At 44.2% G+C, this 19200-nt stretch carries 16 protein-coding genes; 8 read left to right on the forward strand and 8 right to left on the reverse strand.

The window, feature by feature from the left end; genetic code table 11:
• The first annotated feature begins 93 nt into the window (after positions 1-93).
• Positions 94-1068, forward strand: a complete 975-nt coding sequence (locus tag NST33_RS30085) for an aldo/keto reductase (RefSeq protein ID WP_221820280.1) — start codon at positions 94-96, stop codon at positions 1066-1068.
• A 144-nt stretch (positions 1069-1212) separates the two neighbouring features.
• Here NST33_RS30085 and NST33_RS30090 read toward each other — a convergent pair whose 3' ends face one another.
• The 3 genes from NST33_RS30090 to NST33_RS30100 all read right to left on the reverse strand — a co-directional run bounded on the left by NST33_RS30090 (position 1213) and on the right by NST33_RS30100 (position 2878).
• Positions 1213-1674, reverse strand: a complete 462-nt coding sequence (locus tag NST33_RS30090; RefSeq protein WP_221819987.1) for a MarR family transcriptional regulator — start codon at positions 1672-1674, stop codon at positions 1213-1215.
• 134 nt (positions 1675-1808) lie between these two features.
• Entirely contained in the window at positions 1809-2486 is a 678-nt protein-coding gene (locus NST33_RS30095; protein WP_017691614.1) for a TIGR00266 family protein, read from the reverse strand.
• The gene (locus NST33_RS30100; protein WP_017691613.1) at positions 2483-2878 is read right to left on the reverse strand and encodes a winged helix-turn-helix transcriptional regulator; all 396 of its coding nucleotides are present in this window, start codon (positions 2876-2878) and stop codon (positions 2483-2485) included. Before NST33_RS30100 ends, NST33_RS30095 begins: the two co-directional genes overlap by 4 nt.
• Before the next feature lie 164 nt (positions 2879-3042).
• On the opposite strand from NST33_RS30100, the gene NST33_RS30105 reads away from it, so the two are divergent.
• Positions 3043-4257 carry an MFS transporter gene (locus tag NST33_RS30105; protein ID WP_339306190.1) on the forward strand — a complete coding sequence of 405 codons (1215 nt, stop codon included), beginning with the start codon at positions 3043-3045 and terminating at the stop codon, positions 4255-4257.
• Positions 4258-4453: 196 nt separating this feature from the next.
• Positions 4454-5311 (forward strand): aldo/keto reductase, encoded by an 858-nt coding sequence (locus tag NST33_RS30110; RefSeq protein ID WP_338707330.1) that lies wholly within the window; start codon positions 4454-4456, stop codon positions 5309-5311.
• A gap of 105 nt (positions 5312-5416) precedes the next feature.
• Here NST33_RS30110 and NST33_RS30115 read toward each other — a convergent pair whose 3' ends face one another.
• A complete protein-coding gene (locus NST33_RS30115; RefSeq protein ID WP_221819995.1) occupies positions 5417-5653 on the reverse strand; it encodes a hypothetical protein in 237 nt (78 codons plus the stop codon).
• A 232-nt stretch (positions 5654-5885) separates the two neighbouring features.
• Here NST33_RS30115 and NST33_RS30120 point away from each other — a divergent pair, with 232 nt between their 5' ends.
• The 5 genes from NST33_RS30120 (at position 5886) to NST33_RS30140 (ending at position 11446) form a co-directional block, all read left to right on the forward strand.
• Positions 5886-6596 carry a response regulator transcription factor gene (locus NST33_RS30120; protein ID WP_221819997.1) on the forward strand — a complete coding sequence of 237 codons (711 nt, stop codon included), beginning with the start codon at positions 5886-5888 and terminating at the stop codon, positions 6594-6596.
• Positions 6593-7594, forward strand: coding sequence for a sensor histidine kinase (locus NST33_RS30125; protein WP_221819999.1), 1002 nt, complete (start codon positions 6593-6595; stop codon positions 7592-7594). The genes NST33_RS30120 and NST33_RS30125 overlap by 4 nt, the downstream gene beginning before the upstream one ends.
• Before the next feature lie 97 nt (positions 7595-7691).
• Positions 7692-8462: an ABC transporter ATP-binding protein gene (locus NST33_RS30130; protein WP_221820000.1), complete on the forward strand. Its 771-nt coding sequence runs from the start codon at positions 7692-7694 to the stop codon at positions 8460-8462.
• A complete protein-coding gene (locus NST33_RS30135) occupies positions 8437-10332 on the forward strand; it encodes an FtsX-like permease family protein (protein ID WP_339306193.1) in 1896 nt (631 codons plus the stop codon). Before NST33_RS30130 ends, NST33_RS30135 begins: the two co-directional genes overlap by 26 nt.
• Positions 10333-10849: 517 nt before the next feature.
• On the forward strand, positions 10850-11446 hold the full coding sequence (locus tag NST33_RS30140) for an undecaprenyl-diphosphatase (RefSeq protein ID WP_221820281.1): 597 nt from the start codon (positions 10850-10852) through the stop codon (positions 11444-11446).
• 448 nt (positions 11447-11894) lie between these two features.
• Here NST33_RS30140 and NST33_RS30145 read toward each other — a convergent pair whose 3' ends face one another.
• The 4 genes from NST33_RS30145 to NST33_RS30160 all read right to left on the reverse strand — a co-directional run bounded on the left by NST33_RS30145 (position 11895) and on the right by NST33_RS30160 (position 19073).
• On the reverse strand, positions 11895-12635 hold the full coding sequence (locus NST33_RS30145; RefSeq protein WP_221820002.1) for an ABC transporter permease: 741 nt from the start codon (positions 12633-12635) through the stop codon (positions 11895-11897).
• The gene (locus tag NST33_RS30150) at positions 12632-13588 is read right to left on the reverse strand and encodes an ABC transporter ATP-binding protein (RefSeq protein ID WP_221820003.1); all 957 of its coding nucleotides are present in this window, start codon (positions 13586-13588) and stop codon (positions 12632-12634) included. The genes NST33_RS30145 and NST33_RS30150 overlap by 4 nt, the downstream gene beginning before the upstream one ends.
• Before the next feature lie 228 nt (positions 13589-13816).
• A complete protein-coding gene (locus tag NST33_RS30155; protein WP_221820004.1) occupies positions 13817-15958 on the reverse strand; it encodes a peptidase domain-containing ABC transporter in 2142 nt (713 codons plus the stop codon).
• A gap of 31 nt (positions 15959-15989) precedes the next feature.
• Complete coding sequence (locus NST33_RS30160) at positions 15990-19073, reverse strand: type 2 lanthipeptide synthetase LanM family protein (protein ID WP_221820005.1); 3084 nt, start codon at positions 19071-19073, stop codon at positions 15990-15992.
• Positions 19074-19200 lie beyond the last annotated feature (127 nt).

Here is a 19200-nt window from a genome sequence, read left to right on the forward strand (position 1 = left end):
TCTTAGAATCATTTAACTATATTAATAACACGTTTTCAATAGATTACGTTATAATCTGCATTACATAAATGTACATAAAGGGAGCGATGAATGATGGAGTATCGACGTTTGGGCAATAGTGGTTTGCGTGTATCGGCACTGGGGCTTGGCACCAATGCATTTGGCAAACGCGCGGATGAAGCAGCTTCTACCCGCATTATTCATGCAGCGATGGATCAGGGCATCAACTTTATCGATACTGCCAATATCTACGCAGGCACGGAATCGGAACGCATTATTGGACAGGCTCTCACAGGTCGACGGGAAAACGCGGTGCTTGCTACCAAGGCCGGATTACCCCGGCATGATGGTCCTCATGGGCGGGGTTCCTCCCGCTACCATCTGCAACAAGAGCTGGAACATAGCCTGCGGCGTCTGCAAACGGATTATGTCGATCTGTACCAGATCCATACTTTTGATCCGCATACACCGCTGGATGAGACACTGCGCACACTGGATGATATGGTCACTTCCGGCAAAGTCCGTTACATCGGAGCCTCCAACTACGCAGCTTGGGAGCTGATGAAAGCTCTGGGCATCAGTGAACAGAAAGGTTATGTGCGCTACATCTCCACCCAAACCAGCTACTCCCTGGCAGACCGTACGCCCGAGTTGGAACTGGTACCGATGTGTCTGGATCAGGGTGTAGGTATTATTCCGTACTTCCCGTTGGCAGGTGGTATTCTGACAGGTAAATATAACGGACAGACCCGTGTGCCTTCTGGTTCCAGAGCAGACACCGATCCGTCTTTCAACCGTTTCTTGCTGGAACATAATATTCAACTGAGCGAACAAGTAAGCGCAAAAGCGGCTGCATATGGATGCTCCCCGAGTGTGCTGTCGCTTGCATGGCTGCTGACACGTCCGGCTGTATCCACAGTGATTGTTGGCGCTACACACACCGATCAGTTGGAACATAATCTGGCTAGTCTGGACATGTCACTGCCCGATGAGCTGTTGGCCGATCTGGACCAGATCAGTGACTCTTTCCGTCGCCGCGAGCCGTTTGCGTCCTATCGAATCGATTGAGCAACCGAAACAGACCTCCCGACAAGATGAAGTCAGGAGGTCTGTTTGTATTTTGCAGAGGTGCTATAATTATTAATAATTAGAAAATTTCCCAGTTCCACTACATTCTGTAGTTTAATACATTAAAAAAAGATATATTACGGATCAACTCTCTGTTTTTTGGCGAAGAAACTCCTGCATGATCTCCAAATACTCTCCCTTACGTTCATCCAAAGTTTCGAAAAATGCCTTGTCCGATTCCTCGACCAGATGGATTCCCTCCACAGCCAATCGGGTTCCTTCTTCCGTTGTTGTGATAATGTTGGCACGCGTATCTGTCTGATGACGGGCGCGGGTAATTAATCCCCTTTTTTCAAGCGCACGTAGAACCTGAGAAGTTACGTTAACATCCACCTTGGCAAAATGAGCAATTTGGACCTGAGTAACTCCTTTGCCTTCCTCATCGTGTTCATTGAGCCACAAACAGGCGTGCAATAATACAAATTGAGGTTGTGTCAGTTCGAGGGGCTCCAGCACCCTGCGTACTTCCTTTTGCCACATGGCTGTAACCTGCCATAACAGATATCCCGGACTTTCTTGTGCGTTTTTATACCGTGAGCTTGTCATCTCATACCTCCATGATGTGCGACCTTATGCAACAGAATATATACCCGTCAGTCAATGAAGTAAATCCATTATTCATATAACGATGATGGAAACATATCCGTTGCAATTCTGTGTGTTCTTTCTCAAAAAAATAATTAGCGGGCAGGAATAAACTGCTTCACCCATTGTCCGAATCCTTGCGGATTGCGGCTCTGTATAAGAATGGTTCCTTCTCCCCGGAACCGACATACCAGTCCTTCTCCACTTGTAACACTGGATAACCAGCCCTGTGAAGCTTTCTCAATACGGTAATCTACATAATGAGGCCATGCCACCAAATGGGCGTTATCCACGATCATTTCTTCACCTGCTGCCAGATTAATCGCATGGATGGCACCATAGGAAGACAGAAATACGGTTCCACGTCCGCTGATCTCAATAATGAAGAAACCTTCTCCCGAAAAGAGACCTTTCTTCAGGTTTTGCATTTTGGTATTCACCTGAATGCCCTCGGTTCCCGCCAGAAATCCGTCTTTCTGCACATAGAGTGAATAGGAACCGTCCAATTCAACAGCTTCTACATCGCCCATGCTTGAAGGTGAGAGCAGAATCTCTGCCGACCCGCCCGCAGCCGTCAGTTCCTGAAAGAAAAACTTCTCCCCGCTCAGCATCCGACCGAACCCGGCAAACATTCCACCTTCTGCTGAACCCTTCAGTTCAACCGTAGGCGTCATGGATACCATCGCACCACTCTCAGCCTTGAACCGCTCTCCCCGCTGCAAATGTACCTTGAGCATCGCAAAAGCACCATCATATAAAATCTCATAGTTCACGGTTGCACCAGCTCCCTATTGTCAGAGTTAAAATCATTGAGTCCATTATCTTCCAGAACTGCTGATTTGTCTCCGTATTCCTTCACAATATGTTGATCTCCCCAATTACAGAGTGCATTGAGAATCGGTTCAAGACTTCTCCCGTAATCACTCAATTCGTATTCTACTTTGGGAGGGACCTGATTATATACGATTCGGTTTACGATTCCGTCGTTTTCAAGTTCTCTCAGCTGCTGTGTTAACATTTTCTGTGTGATTGCGGGCATAATACGTTTGAGATCACTGGTTCGTCTCTTCCCATGTGTCAGATGACAGAGAATGACGCATTTCCACTTGCCACCGATCACTTCTAAGGTCGCTTCAACCGAGATGTTATATTTTTTTCTTACCATAACTTGCTTCCTCCCTGATGAATTGGATTACATCCGTCGCATGCTGTATAGGCACCAAAAAGTACGTAGGGTACTAAAAAGTACGTACTATTCAATCTATACCGAATAACTCATAATAGCATTTGCCGGTACGTAAATCTACATTCTGGGGAGTTGAGCAAGAAATGTTACAGGATTCAAAACGCAGCACGTGGGCACTGCTAGCACTGGCCATTAGTGCATTCGCGATCGGTACCACAGAGTTTATCAGCGTTGGGCTACTGCCCCTTATTGCAGATGACCTGGGCATTTCCGTAACTACAGCGGGACTGACCGTTACTTTATATGCATTAGGCGTTACCTTTGGGGCTCCTGTTCTGACCTCACTGACGTCTACCATATCACGCAAAACGTTATTGCTTGCCATCATGATTGTCTTCATTGCGGGTAACACGATGGCTGCATTATCGACGGGCATCACCATGTTACTCATTGCACGAGTAGTGTCCGCTCTGGCACACGGGGTGTTCATGTCCATAGGCTCCACGATTGCAGCCGATCTGGTGCCTGCCAACCGTAGGGCGAGTGCTATTGCCATCATGTTCTCCGGTCTAACCATTGCCACAGTAACCGGTGTACCTCTCGGTACACTCATTGGCCAACATTGGGGCTGGCGCGCTGCCTTTATCCTGATTGTTGTGGTTGGCATCATTGCGATGATCGGGAACCTGATACTCGTGCCATCCACGTTGAAGCGAGGAACACGGACGGCATTTCGGGATCAGCTGAAGCTCGTTACAGGTGGACGCTTGCTGCTTGCTTTTGCCATCACTGCTGTTGGGTACGGAGGAACATTTGTTGTCTTTACGTATCTGTCCCCGTTGTTGCATGATATTAGCGGATATTCCGAGAAAACAGTAGCGTTCATCCTATTGTTGTACGGAATCGCCATCGCTATTGGCAACATCATCGGCGGCAGAGCAGCCAATCGCAACCCGCTCAAGGCGCTCTTCTACATGTTCATCATTCAGACCATCATTCTCGGCGTGATGTACTTCACCGTCCCGTTTAAGTTGGCAGCACTGCTCACCATTATGGGTATGGGCCTGCTCGCCTTCATGAATGTGCCTGGTCTTCAGATGTACGTTGTAACCTTGGCTGAACGATATGCACCACAGGCCAAGGATGTAGCCTCAGCCTTTAACATCGCCGCATTTAATGCAGGGATCGCTATAGGTGCCTATTTGGGTGGAGTGATCAATGATTCCATCGGTTTGATTCACACGACATGGGTCGGTGCCTTGATGGTTCTCGTAGCTGTAATCCTGACCGCATGGGCTAAAATGCTGGAAAGCAAAGATCAACATGCATCAGTCGAAATGGAGAAAGCTTCGTTCTAATTTCCATTCCGACTATGGGTCTCACTCTTATATATATCAGTTCCAGCCTTCGAGGGGAACCGGTTTCATATGGTATTTTATTATACTATAATACGTTGAACCCAATTTGATCTACTATGATTTAATTTTGTATGATAAAACAACAAATATTCAGCTTAATATGACTGATTTTTACACACTTTAAGGAGGAAATCTCATGACAACAGCTCAAACCGCACAACATTTACAATCCACAGTAACTCTGCATAACGGTGTTTCTATGCCTTGGTTCGGACTTGGTGTATTTAAGGTAGAAGAAGGATCTGAACTGATTGAAGCCGTGAAAAATGCGATTAAACATGGATACCGCAGCATTGATACTGCTGCAATATACGGCAATGAAGCTGGTGTTGGCCAAGCGATTGCAGAAGCTTTGCAAGAAAATAACCTGAAACGCGAAGAACTGTTTGTTACATCTAAAGTATGGAATGCAGACCTCGGATATGAAGAGACACTTGCCGCTTTTGATACCACATTGAACAAACTGGGACTGGAATACCTTGACCTGTATCTGATTCACTGGCCTAAGGCAGGCAAATACAAAGCAGCCTGGAAAGCAATCGAGGAACTGTACGCGGCTGGTCGCATTAAAGCTATTGGTGTAAGCAACTTCCAGATTCATCATCTCGAAGACCTGATGCAGGATGCCAAAGTGAAACCGATGGTCAATCAGGTGGAATACCACCCTCGCCTGACTCAGGTTGAGCTTAAAGCTTTCTGTGAGAAGCATGGTATCCAGCTTGAAGCTTGGTCTCCTCTAATGCAAGGTCAACTGTTGGACAACCCAGTGCTTACGGCGATTGCTTCAGACAAAGGCAAATCGGTTGCACAAGTCATCCTGCGTTGGGATCTGCAAAATGGAGTCATTACTATTCCGAAGTCCACCAAGGAAAACCGGATTATTGAGAATTCCTCCATCTTCGACTTTGAACTTTCAAATGAAGAGATGGATCAGATCAGTGCTCTGAACGAAGATGTACGTGTTGGACCTGACCCGGACAACTTCGATTTCTAAATTGAAGTTGTCCACATGATTCAGGGTTGATTTACAGCAAAAATAAGTAGGGCAAAACCTCCAACTCTCATTATGTACGAGAGTTGGAGGTTTTTTGACGTGGATTCACATCAAAGCCGATATTTCTATAAAGTCTGTTCTAAGCATACGCACTTTCGAATCATGTACTCCACTCCCTGTGCCTTGGATCAGAACAATGACAACTTCATCTTCCCCATCTGCATCTAAATCAACGACCGATATTTGAGGATAAAAGGAGGGATTTGCTACATTGCCCCATTTGAAGGTTTTCGTTTCACCATTTATTACGATCTGCTGAATTTTAGCTGCCTCGCCTTCCAAATCCTTAAGGTTAACGTCAGTAAATTATATCCATTATAGCGAATGTTGTTCGTTCTCCTATCCTTAGATTTGATGGGCTTGTAACGATTATCAGCAATTATGTTTATGTTAATATAGAGACAGTCGCCCCATTCACTACCTCGGCTGCGAGCGGGTATGCCGCGCTAGGGGCAAGTGGAGCAAACAAACTGTGCTTCTTATGGACACGATGACGCAGAGGAGGAGAGTTGCAATGTATCGCATATGGATTGTGGAGGACGATCCGAATTTGGCTTCGCTTTTACAGGCTTGTCTGGAAAAGTACAACTTAACAGCGCAGTACGCGGACGATTTTGAAGATATAATGGCGCAGTTTCAGCATTACGAGCCCCATCTTGTACTGCTGGATGTCAATCTGCCGAGTTACGACGGGTATTACTGGTGCCGGCAGATCCGCAAAGTGTCTACCTGTCCGATCATCTTCATCAGCGCCCGCTCAGGCGATATGGATCAGGTAATGGCGCTGGAGTACGGAGCCGATGACTATATGACCAAGCCGTTTCACCATGAGTTGGTCATTGCCAAGGTGCGCAGCCAGTTGCGGCGGGTGTACGGTGAATATGCGGGGGATGCGCGGGAGAAAATGGTCGAGCAAGGCGGGCTCGCCCTCTATCCGGAGCGGCTGGAGCTGAAGTGGCGGGGCGCGACTGTCGCATTGGCGCGCAAGGAGGCGGATCTGCTGGACCTGCTGCTTCTACGCTACCCGCTGGTCGTTACCCGCGAAGCACTGCTGGATAGGCTGTGGGACGACCAGCAGTTCGTGGACGAGAACACACTGAACGTGAACATCGCGCGTGCCCGCAAGAAACTTCAGGAGATCGCGGTTGCGGGCAGTATCGAGACGGTGCGCGGGTCCGGATACAAGCTAGTGCTGGAAACGGACGAATTGGGTGAACCCAAATGAAGCTACTAATCCGTGAGCATTGGCCCATGTTTGTTATGCATCTTGTTCAGTTGACGCTGGTTGTGGCGATCTACTGGCTTGACGGCTATCGCAACGTGTACACCGCCCTCTATTCGATATTTCTTGGCATGGTCACCTTGCTAGTTTATACTGGTTGGCGCTATATCAGCCATCGCAAGATGTACGATCGGCTTGCGGAGCCGCTAAATGAGCTGGATAAGTCTGCGGCTGGTTCCGGCAACAGTGCCCCCATCGCGCAGGCAGTCGACCAACTGCTGCAGGCGCAGTATGCACTGTACATGACTCGTATCACAGAGATGGAGCGGCGCCGCCGTGAGCATTCGACATTCATTACCCAATGGGTCCACCAGATGAAAACGCCGCTTTCGGTTATCCACCTGCTGACCGAAAACGAGAGCGACCGGCGGCAGGTCGACATCCGCGACGAAGCAGACCGAATCCAGTGGGGGCTAGAGACAGTACTGCACGCGACCCGGTTGGAGACGTTTGAGGAGGATTTCCAAGCGGCGCATGTGCCACTTAAACGTGTTGTGCGAAAAACGGTCAATGAACACAAGCGGCTGTTCATTGTCAATAATCTATACCCTCAAGTTCAGATGGACGATGAACTGACGGTGCCGACCGACGAGAAGTGGATCGGGTTCGTATTGACCCAATTGCTGTCGAACGCGATCAAATACTCTGCTGGCTGCGGCCGGACCGTCGCCATTCGCGCCTGGCGGCAAGGCGCGAAGACGGTGCTGGAGGTGGCAGACGAAGGCATCGGTATTCCGCTAGCCGACTTAAAGCGGGTGACTCGGCCGTTCTACACTGGTGAGAGCGGCCGCAAGTTCAGGGAGTCGACGGGAATGGGGCTGCATCTGGCACAAGAAGTTTGCAACCGACTGGGCCACGAGCTGGAGATCGATTCTACCGTTGACGTTGGCACCCGGGTGCGGGTTTATTTCTTGACTGCGGTCAAGCTTACATCGATGTAAGCTAAATGTAATCTTCGTCGATTGGTTTGCTCGGCGAGCCCGCCGTATACTTGAGGTGGAGAACAAGAAATCACCAGCTACATGAAGGAGCGAGGATATGGAACTTCTGCGAACAACTCATCTGGGCAAGATTTACAGCGGCCAGGTCATGCACCGGGCACTCGGCGATATATCGTTCAGCGTCGAGAAGGGCGAGTTTGTCGGCATTATGGGGCCATCGGGCAGCGGCAAGACGACGCTACTACAGTTGATCGCGACGATCGACAATCCGACTTCCGGTGAAGTGCTCATCGACGGCCAGAACCCACACCAATTGGGCCACAACGCGCTCGCCCGGTTCCGCCGACAACAGCTTGGATTTATTTTTCAAGACTACAATCTGCTTAACACACTGACAATTTTAGAAAATATCGTGCTGCCACTGACGCTGGAAGGTGAGAAGGTGCGCACGATGGAGGAGAAGGCGCAGAGAATCGCTGACAGGCTTGGGATCGCCTCCATTCTGGACAAGTGGCCCTATGAAGTATCTGGCGGACAGGCGCAGAGAACGGCCATCGCCCGGGCGATCATTCACGAGCCGAAGCTGCTGCTGGCTGATGAACCGACAGGTAACCTCGACTCCAAATCATCTCGGGACGTTATGGAGACGCTGACGGCGATCAACCGGGCGGACGGGGCGACAATGCTGCTTGTCACGCATGACGCGCTAGCGGCCAGCTACTGTCACCGTGTGCTGTTCATCAAGGACGGTGAACTCTACAACGAGATTCACCGCGGGGACAGCCAGCAGGCGTTCTTCCAAAAAATCATCGATGTACTGTCACTGCTTGGAGGGAATGCGCATGACCTTTCAACAATTCGCGTTTAATAACGTCATGCGCAACAAACGCCTGTACATAGCGTATTTTCTCAGCAGCGCATTTGCGGTGATGGTGTTTTTCGTCTATGGCGTTTTCGCCTTTCATCCGGGGCTGGCAACGAGAGAAATCGGCAGTCCGGTAACGATCGGATTACTAGTGGCGCAGATGCTCATCTACCTATTCTCATTCTTCTTTGTCCTTTATTCAATGAGCGCTTTTATCAAGTCGCGCAGCCGAGAGTTCGGATTGCTGGTCATGTTCGGCATCACCAATATGCAGCTCCGGAGGCTCGTATTTATCGAAAATATTGTGATTGGTTTCGGCGCCACGCTGACTGGCGTCGCGTCCGGGCTGGTACTATCCAAGATATTGTTGCTTGCGGCGGAGTCGCTGATTGGGATGGAGGAAGAGCTCCCCTTCTACATGCCGTACCGAGCGCTCGTTCTGACCTTTGCCGCGTTCATGCTGCTTTTTCTGGGCATCTCGCTATTCACGGTGCTGTTCTTTCGTGGCAACAAGCTGATTGACCTACTCAAAGGATCCACCAAGCCCCGGCCTGAGCCCCGCGCTTCGATCTGGCTGTCACTCGCGTCGCTCGCACTGATCGGTTGTGGATATGGTGTGTCGCTGGTCGTCGAAGGCTTGATGGTCGTGTATGCATTGCTGCCAGTGACAGTGGCGGTCGTCGTCGGGACGTACTTTTTGTTCACTCAATTGAGCGTATATACGATCCGCGGCTTGAAGCACAACCGGAGGCTATACTGGCGACGAACGAACTTGTTGTTTTTCAACGATCTTGCATATCGGATGAAGGACAATGCCCGCACTTTTTTCCTTGTGACGATCCTGTCGACTGTCGCTTTCTCAGCAATCGGTGCCCTAGTCGGGTTCAAGACGATCCTTACTGAGTCGATTGAAAAACCGTTCGCCTTTGAATATATCTCGTATGCGGGGAACTCTCCGGAACAGGCCGCCTCGGCGGTGGATGTGATCGAACATAAACTTTTCGTGGAGGGAATTCCCTTCACGAAGCTACAGGCCGAGCTGCGCTCTTACAAACGAGCCGAGAGCAACGAAACGGTGATGATCGTCAGCGAGTCAATGTACAACACATTTGCCGTTGTCGCCGGGGATCAGAAGTTGAAACTAGGAGCGAACGAAGCGGCTATCGTCCAGTACAACTCAATAGACGGAAGAGGCGAATCCTTCGACGAGCAGGAGCTGGCCGTGGAAGGCGGCGGAAAACCACTGTTGATCACACAGAGTGCCTCCTTCTTAATGTCGGAGTACATGTCGAAGTACAACAAGTACTATGTCATGAATGATGACCGCTACGAGCAGCTGCCAGAGCCGCAATCGTCCGAGGGCTACTATGTGTTCGCAGTCAGTGACTGGAAGGCGACAGAAGCAGTCGGCCAGCAGCTGAACAATGAGATTGGCCACTCCAAGAATGATAGCTTCTTCTCACTCGCGTTCCACATCAAGCAGTTGCTTCAGAGCTATAGCGCAGTGATGTTCGTTGGGTTGTTCGTTGGCGTGGTATTCTTTGTGGCGTCCGGCAGCTTCCTCTATTTCCGACTGTACACGGATCTGGATGATGACAAGGCGAAGTACGCTTCAATCATAAAGCTCGGGCTGACCAGCCGTGAGCTGTCGAAGATCGTCACTCGCCAGATGGCTATTCTGTTCTTCCTGCCGATTGCCATCGCGCTCATTCACGGTGCAGTGGCACTGACGGCACTGCAGGGCATGTTCAATTTTTCGCTCATCAAAGAGTCGATAATCGTGTTGAGTGCATTCGCGATCATTCAAATCGTGTACTTCCTAGTTATCCGCAGCGGCTATTTGCGGCAGCTTCGGTCCGGTGGAACCGGATAATCTCGTATTAAAGAACGGTTACAAGGGGACGATTTGTACGACCTGTTCATGCAAAGAGACAGAAGAGTATAGCAGATTGCCGATAGAGGACGTCCTGTAAACGTATTATCGTAATGTTGATATTCCTGTTTTTCGGGATTACGTCATGTGGCGTCATCTAACAGCTAAGAATCGGTATTATGTTGGGTGAAGTTAGCTGTTTCTATTGTCGGCCCCGACGATGTTTATTACAACATGCGCAAAAAAACTAACTGCGTGTAAACCATTATTTTTACAGTTGTGTTTGAGATGGCGAATATAGTATCGCAAACTATGACTATAAAGCGATTTTTCCATAGTCAGTCGTGCATTTGATTGCGGAGTTCCTGCATACCCTTCGTTCTACTCCTATGTGTCTCTTTATGCTGCTGCCGTTAGGACTAGTGGCAACAATTGCCTACTTCAAAAAAATGGATAATCACTGAGGTAGGCTGGTTGGAGTTCTCCATTGTAAGTTGGAAATTCAGGTGGAGGTGGGATTTTGTTTCAATGGGATATTGATATGTTCCGGACGATTAATGATCTGGGCAAACAGTTTACTTTTCTGAATCCAGCTGCTGTATTTGTGGCGGAATATATGCTGTATGTACTAGCGTTAACAATGCTTGTTTATTGGTTCACCCGCAGCAGCCGGAATCGGATGATGGTTATCCAGGCAGGGCTTGCTTTTGTTCTGGCAGAGATCATCGGTAAATTGGTAGGCAAGTTTTATGAGCATTATCAGCCGTTCGCGGTATTGCCAAATGTCAACAAACTCCTAAACCATGATATAGATAATTCTTTTCCGAGCGATCATACGATTTTGTTTTTTTCCATCTCTGTCTCCTTCTGGCTTGTCCGGAGAAAGGGTGGGTGGCTCTGGCTGGCGCTTGCTTGTTGTGGTGCTGTCTCCCGCGTTTGGGTTGGAGTTCATTATCCAATAGATATCGCAGTGGGAGCGTTGATTGGCATCATTTCAGCTTTGTTCATCTATTGGTTGGCACCAAAGCTTGGGATTATCAGGCGGTTTCTGGCTTTATATGAAAAAATGGAACAGCGCGTATTACCTGTCCAACGTAAGTCTGGTAGTATGTAAATTCCCGCCAGTACCAGGTTTGTTACGATATGTCGAAACAATTGCTATGTATCTGGTCTTAAACAAAAATGCGCAAAACGTACACTGTGTAATTAAATCCAGTAAACTCACCGATTTCCGTACACTAAGGAACGCAGCACAAAGCCAATTATATGGTATTTCTTCTTGTTATTCAGGCCAAACCAACCAAGGAGAAATAAGCAGGTATTATCTTTAGTGGTTTGTAGCGCACAATAAAAAGCGGTAGCAGGTCTAGAACTTCTTGGTTCCTAGATTGGCTACTGCTTTTTTTACGAGTCTTTAATAAGTGGATTTATGATTTTGATCCCTTTATTTTGCCGAATGATTGTTCCTTTCAGCGTAAAGTACAAAAAAAAGCCTAGTTATGTTGGCTATCATAGCCACAAGGCTTCAAGTCATCCTACAGCCCTTAAGCTCCGAATGATATTTATTCTGCCCCTCTCTCCTTAACGAAGAACCATAATCCAATTGCAAAGAAAAATATAATATAGATGATGTCTATCATTAACGATATAGGTAAGCCAACTAATTCTGATTTATGTTGTGATGTGCTCCAGTAGACACTTAAATCATCGTGATGAATGAATAGAATGTGCGTCCATGATATGGATAAAAGGCTATTTTCAAATATTAACTGAAAAAAGTATAACACTAAGCTTCCGCCTACCCCGAAAGCAGCTGATCTCGTCCATACGCCTATAAATGACGCTAAGCTTGCATATAGGCAGCATTGCAATACGAGAGCTCCGATAATGTATATAACAACTGTCATGTCCCCCCATTGAATGTTTTGTGGAACTGCTAAGAGATTTAATACCAAAGAAATCAGGAATATACTAAAAACACCCGAACTGATGAGCAAGATCATCGCAACAATTTTGGCAAAATACAACCGTAAGCGCGAAGAAGTATGCAGAAATAGCTGTTTCAGAGTACCATAATGATACTCATCCGTCCAAATAAGAGGGGACATAACTATCGCCCAAGGTAAAATAACAAGCATTCCCGATAAACTAAGCAAAGAACCTACCATTTGAGCCACTGTAACATCAGCCTCAAGACCACTGATGTACGACGAAGACAACAGTAACGTCATCACAATAAAACCAAGGTGTGAAAAAATAAAGACTTTTTTATTCACTATCTTCAAACATTCATTCCATATCAACTTAACTCACCCCCATCTTGCACAGTTGTCCATTCTAAAAACTTATCCTCTAAACTGGTATGTGCCTGGAACACCCGATGAACGTTCACATTAGCATCACATAATGTTCGGATGAGCTTTGGAACTTGACCTTCATCAATAGCTATTGTAATAGTATACAGGTGGTTGGATAATTTATCCAATTGCTTATATTCCAATGCATTTTGATCATGCCTATACAAGTTGGCCATAACTTCTCTTGTTCGCTCAATGTTATCAATATGAAGAGTAATACAGAAGATGTCATCATTTATACCCTTACCAATTTGCTGTTCTGTCACTAAACGACCATGCTGTATAATGATCACTCTGCGCGCCATCTGCTCGATCTCTGATAGTTGATGGCTAGAGATTACAATTGCTACTCCCAAGTCGGCAGCTATTCGATTTAAGTAGTTTCGTGTTTCCCGCACACCAGCAGGATCGAGTGCATTCATTGGCTCATCCAAAACTAGCAACTTTGGCTTACGTAGTAGTGCTTGTGCTATACCCAGTCTTTGCTTCATTCCCATGGAGTATGTGCCTACTCGCTGCTTAAGCGCATATTCTATCCCGACCAGGCTAGCCACCTCTGACAGCCACTCTTTACTTGCATTTCTGTGCAACCGCTGATATTGGCGTAGATTTTCATATCCGCTTAAATATGGATAGAATGCAGGGGCTTCAATCACGGCCCCCACATTAGGGAGGGCTTTAGAGAAATTAGTCTTAATGCTATAACCTGCGATATGAATGTCCCCGGCACTTACTTTGCTTAGACCAACCATCATCTTCATCGTGGTTGTCTTGCCCGCTCCATTGGCACCAAGTAGTCCGATAATCTCCCCTGCTGCCACATCAAACGATATGTCTTGTACAATCAACTTGCCCTTAATTTCTTTCGTTAGGTGTTTTACCGATAATATCGTTTTCAAATGTCTCCCTCCTCAATGTATCTGTGCAACTCAATTTTGTTTAATTCAACAAGAAAATCCTTTATATTACAGATTGTAATATACTTTACAGCATCTTATCTAGAAAATAAAAAGAGCCCATGGTCTAATCCGTGTAGAATAAAGTCACAAACAACTACATTCACACAGGAGAATAAGTCCATGAGATCCTCACATCTACTTGATTGAAAACCCGCCATATAAAAACAGTTATGAACTCATTTCTTGATAGTAATATTGATAATAGCTTGAAGTATGTAACAACTGATTGTGATTTCCTACATCACAAACCCTTCCATTCTCCAAGACAATAATCATGTCACTGTTCATAACGGTCGATAACCGATGGGCAATCACAATTCGTGTGCATTTAATACTTGATAAATATGCATCTACTCGAGCCTCAGTTATATGATCCAATGCACTCGTTGCTTCATCTAATACAAGTATTGATGGGTTATTTAAAATTGCCTTGGCTAAGGCGATTCTTTGTCGTTGTCCTCCTGAAATATTTCTACCCATTTCAGCTAAAACTGTCTGATATTGCATCGGCATCGACATAATTTCATCGTGAATATTTGCTGCTTTTGCTGCCCGCACTACTTCATTCATAGTTACACCATCCTGGTGCATGACAATATTATCAAAAACACTACGATTGAATAATGATATATCCTGCGGCACTATCCCCATCTGTTTACGTACGTATTGCATGTCCAAATCCGATGTTCCATAACCATCATAGTATACCTCACCGGATATCGGGGCAAATAACCCAATTATCAAATGAGCTAAAGTTGATTTTCCAGAGCCAGATTGTCCAATAATGGCTATCTTCTGTCCTAATTTGATGTGTAATGAAATGTCATTTATAACGATCGGACTATACTTTGAATAGGAATAGCTAACATGTGATAGTCTGATGTCACCTAGTACTTTTAATTGCAGTTTACCTTCATTCTGCTCAGGTGGAGCTTCCAACACGTCATGAATTCGTTTCAAAATAGTAGTCGTAAGAATATATGAATTTATCGTATTCATGAGGCTTGATGATGTAGTAAAAAGAAGAGTCGCAATCGCTTGAAATGAGACAACCATACCAACAGTCATAGAACTGTATTCCCCTGTAATTAACATAACGCCGATACTTAGCACAACGAGTGGTGACATAAATTGCAATCCATTGCTAATTGTTGTAATGTAGCTATTCAGATTTTCCTTACGGCGGTATACTTGCAATAAATGTTTGAATTTATTAAGCCATTGGGAATATACTTGTTGTTCTGTCCCTGATATTTTCACACCCATAATACCGTACAGCATCTCTGTCTGCACTGCTTGTACTTCTGTCGTAGCCACCACTTGTTGCTGATTAATCTCGGCTACATATTGTTTAGTGAAAATTACTAACAAAATATTTATACTCACAAGCAAAAATACAATCATCGCAAGCAATGGAGATATGAACAACATATAACCAGACAATACAAATAACATGAAGCTATCCAATATACCTGTAATCAGAGCGCCTGACAGCTGATTTCGAATTGTGACCAAGCTATTCATTCGAAAAAGCATGTCCCCATACGAGCGCAGTAAGAAGAACGGAAAAGGTAACTTCAATAAATGTGAAAAAAAGCGTGTCTGCATCTCATAGTCCAAAGCATTGTGTAATCGAACCAAAACACGACTGCGCACGAATGTAATTATCATGTAAGCAAGTAGAAAACTGACTACAGATATAAAAATCATTATAGATAAACTGGATTTTTTAGGGATCATAACTTCATCAATAACATGCTTCATGAATAAAGGCATACCTATAACTATGAATTGCAAAGCTAGTGTAATAAGAAAAACATATACAAACAGATTTTTATGCGCTTTTACATGGACTAAAACATCTAACCAAATATTTGGGCTTTTCTCAATGTCGATTTGTTCGGTTAACCCCACTGTCATTAAAAATCCAGAAAATTGCTCGCTGAAATTCTTTAATGACAGCTTAATTCTCCCAAAACGTGGGTCAACAATACGGGCATAATTATTATCTATCTTTTCCAAAACTACAAAATGACCTTGGTTCCAATGCAGAATGGCTGGTAAAGAAACTTGCTGTAATTGAAATTGATCAATATGTTCAATGCGATAAGCTTTTACATCATAGCCTAAGCTCACAGCAATTTTCTTTAGTTGCAACAGCGTTGTACCATCTCGTCCAACGTCTGCCCGTTCACGTAGGCGAGATAATGAAATCTCTTTCTTATGGTATGCAGATATCATTGCAAGGCAACAAAGTCCACACTCTGACTGATGCATCTGCTCGACATAGGGTACACGCCGACGAGCCATTACATTCTCTCCCTTCTACTTTGATTTAAGATCACACAGTTAGCCTTGAGATGGAAGGGAAGAATTTATCATTTTCCAGGTTTAAAATATTAGGAACTCTTTCCGGAAATGCCTGTTTTAATAGCCCAAATCCAATACCCGAAAGACCACCCATTAATCCTTTAATATCAAATGCACGATGGACACCTGTGTTATTCCATGGTTGATCATTTAGAAGTCTGAGCAGATACGCTCTGACTATATTGATAGTATCCTCATTACGCTCCAAAACTGAATTAGCATAAAGTAATATTTCCAATTGTCCAAAATCACCATGACAATAGACAGGTTCTGTCCCAAAGCCTAATTTAAGAGTTGTTTCAAGCGCAATATTAATCTCTTGATCAATATGTGCATCCCAATATCCATTTTCCAACAATCGTAGTCGAGATAATAATATACCCGGTGCACCATGACACCATGTTACCCTTGCGGTATCATTAGGAGTAATCCAATTTTTCAATTCAGCACTATAGTTTGCACGCTCATACTGTAAACCTTTTTCAATATATTCAATGTACTTTTTATGTTGAGTGACCCTATATAACGATGATAATGAAGCAATAATTCCAGATACGCCATGGGAATACCCTACATAAGGCTTACTATTTGGTGTTGTCAACCAAATCATACTACCATCTGGCAAGGTTTGAGCATTCTGAAGCAAATGTTCAGCGCATTTCTCTGCACCTTGTAGCGCCTGTTTCCATCCGGTTCCATGATATACATGTAAAAGCACATCAATAGCTCCAGCTGCACCACCGATATAATCGAATGAGGTATCTTTATCAATGAGGTTACAGTAATAAGGAAGAAATTCTTTAACAGTTTGTAGTAAATCTTCATCATTCCATAAGCGTGATAATTGATAGGTAGTAAATACGCCACCACCAATGCTACCAACTTCAAATACCCCAACGTTTAACGATACATCATTTGATTGATACGTATTTCTCATAATTTCAATCAACGGCTGCAAAGCTTTTCGGGCCATATCTTTATAATTGTTATTTGTAGTTAGTTCAGATAAATAACCCAAAAATAAAGCAATTCCGCCATTCCCATTATAAAGATCATTTCCTACAGGAACGAGTCTCAGTTTTCTTTCATCCTCACTATTGGCTACTAAGCCAATCCATGTTATATCATCAGCTGCTGGACTTGAAGATATAACTGCTGATTGAACTAAACTTTCTCCAATTGAAATAGCTAATTGGACATACTCGTCTTTCCAATTAGACCCTAACACGTCGTTTGATTTTATAAATTGAATTTCAGGAAAACAATAAGTATAAAGATCAGGCTTAGATGACAAAACAGACATATTTAATAACTGTAACTGTTCTTTTAGGTCCTTCTCGCCCATTTTATCGATTTTGTTTATTACAACCTCTATACCTGATTGTTCAAATAACTGAGGGATTCGTTCATTATTAGATGACCAAGCATCTCTTTCGGACGGAGAAGTGTAAAAGATAGGGATATCCCCGTCTTCAATATCACGCATCTCGTGGGAAACAAATTTTAAATGTTTAGGATCGGCTAAGCATTGTAACCATAATCGATGCAAAACAACTTTACGATCTAATTCATCTCGTAATAAGTCAGGATGGTATAGGGTACGCATTAATTCACCATACGCTCTAGTATCTCGCACGATTACTCTAACTCTAACATCATCAAACTCTCGGATCATTTCTTTCAGTCTGTGCTTGTTTTCCATCATAATCCTGTAAGCTTGAGCAAAACCTTGTTCAATGTCGTCAATATAACGATAACTATCTACAACTTCATTATTATAATATGGAAGATTATAGGTCTTACTAGATTCTCCCTCCCCTTTTTCTAACCTCATTCGGTCTGTCCCTCTGTGAGTGAGATTCAGTACATTTGGTACTTTTTTTCCACCGTGTCCGAAAATACCACTGATGTCTATACCGGAGTACGTATCTGACTTAAAAATGTACTGTGGTAACATGCCAGAAGACATCACAGAATGAGATATAATTTCATATGCATGGCCACTGGCGTTATGTTCAAATTTCTTCGTACTTATATGTCTATGAAATAAGGATTCTAGATCAATTACAACAGGGCTAGATCCATGCGCAATAATATTCTCATAATGGAAGTCTGTGGCGTTAAACATATACATTATAGCCAAATTTACGCCCATGTTTTTGTAAAATCCACTAATTTCCTCAGTGGAATTGCACTCAGAATGCTCTACAAACTCTGTCCAGCCATAACTTCCACAATCTAAATTTTTTATCATTTTTGTGTGAGGAACGCCAAAATGCTGCATCCAAGACAAAATTTTGTAATATTCTTTATCAACTCTTAATGAACGAGGTTTATATACTAATTTGCCTCCTGTTGTAAACTCTAGAATCGTTACACTTCGTCCATCATGAGTATCACCTGCCCCAATATGTAACTGGACAAGCTTACCGAACTGGTTGACATCAGGCATATGTGAAACAATTTTTGGATAGTCAGCCTTGAACCTATCTAACACTTCACTAACATGGGCTGTCCATTTTTCAGTTATACGAAGCAATGAACGTATTAACACTGGGTATTCATTGGCCAATTGTCTTAAATACTCTTTATCATGTAGCAAATTTTCAAAGTACTGGTACCTCTGTTCTGGAGTTTCTCCTCTCAAAAGTCCCTGATTACTTAATACATTCAATTCCAATATTAAAGTTTTGTAACTGCAATCCATGATTCTTTCGAATAAAGAAGAAAGTAGCCTTTTAAAAAAAGAACTACTTGTATGTAAAATACGAGAATCTGAATCACTGATGTTTTCTTCCAATTTATTGATAGCAAGTAAGAGGAAACGTTCAGTAAATCCCCAAAATTCAGGCGGAGTAGCGGGAATATATTCATCCATTGAGTCAATTAGCAACAAATTTTCCCATTTCAATTCCCATGATGAGTCAATTTTTTTTATATTTGAAATAGTATCGACTTCTAAATTTGACACTTCTTTGAGACTTTTTTCCAAATATTCTTCTTTATCATAGAAAAATTTTGCCCAATATTTTATCTTTTCACTAGTATTTATCAATGTATAATAACAACCTTTCGATAATTTAGAAGAAACAGATAATTGATATACCTACATGGATAAGAGGGCATTTCTAGCTGTATCCTCGGCAGCATCATTTATAATGCTCCGATAATATCAGCAGAAT

Origin of the sequence: Paenibacillus sp. FSL L8-0435, from assembly GCF_037965655.1 — a bacterium.
Classification (GTDB): domain Bacteria; phylum Bacillota; class Bacilli; order Paenibacillales; family Paenibacillaceae; genus Paenibacillus.

Coding starts and splice junctions, on each gene's coding strand:
- NST33_RS30085 (WP_221820280.1), top strand. CDS start 94: ATGGAGTATCGACGTTTGGGCAATAGTGGTTTGCGTGTATCGGCACTG.
- NST33_RS30090 (WP_221819987.1), bottom strand. CDS start 1,674: ATGACAAGCTCACGGTATAAAAACGCACAAGAAAGTCCGGGATATCTG.
- NST33_RS30100 (WP_017691613.1), bottom strand. CDS start 2,878: ATGGTAAGAAAAAAATATAACATCTCGGTTGAAGCGACCTTAGAAGTG.
- NST33_RS30105 (WP_339306190.1), top strand. CDS start 3,043: ATGTTACAGGATTCAAAACGCAGCACGTGGGCACTGCTAGCACTGGCC.
- NST33_RS30110 (WP_338707330.1), top strand. CDS start 4,454: ATGACAACAGCTCAAACCGCACAACATTTACAATCCACAGTAACTCTG.
- NST33_RS30120 (WP_221819997.1), top strand. CDS start 5,886: ATGTATCGCATATGGATTGTGGAGGACGATCCGAATTTGGCTTCGCTT.
- NST33_RS30125 (WP_221819999.1), top strand. CDS start 6,593: ATGAAGCTACTAATCCGTGAGCATTGGCCCATGTTTGTTATGCATCTT.
- NST33_RS30130 (WP_221820000.1), top strand. CDS start 7,692: ATGGAACTTCTGCGAACAACTCATCTGGGCAAGATTTACAGCGGCCAG.
- NST33_RS30135 (WP_339306193.1), top strand. CDS start 8,437: ATGACCTTTCAACAATTCGCGTTTAATAACGTCATGCGCAACAAACGC.
- NST33_RS30155 (WP_221820004.1), bottom strand. CDS start 15,958: ATGGCTCGTCGGCGTGTACCCTATGTCGAGCAGATGCATCAGTCAGAG.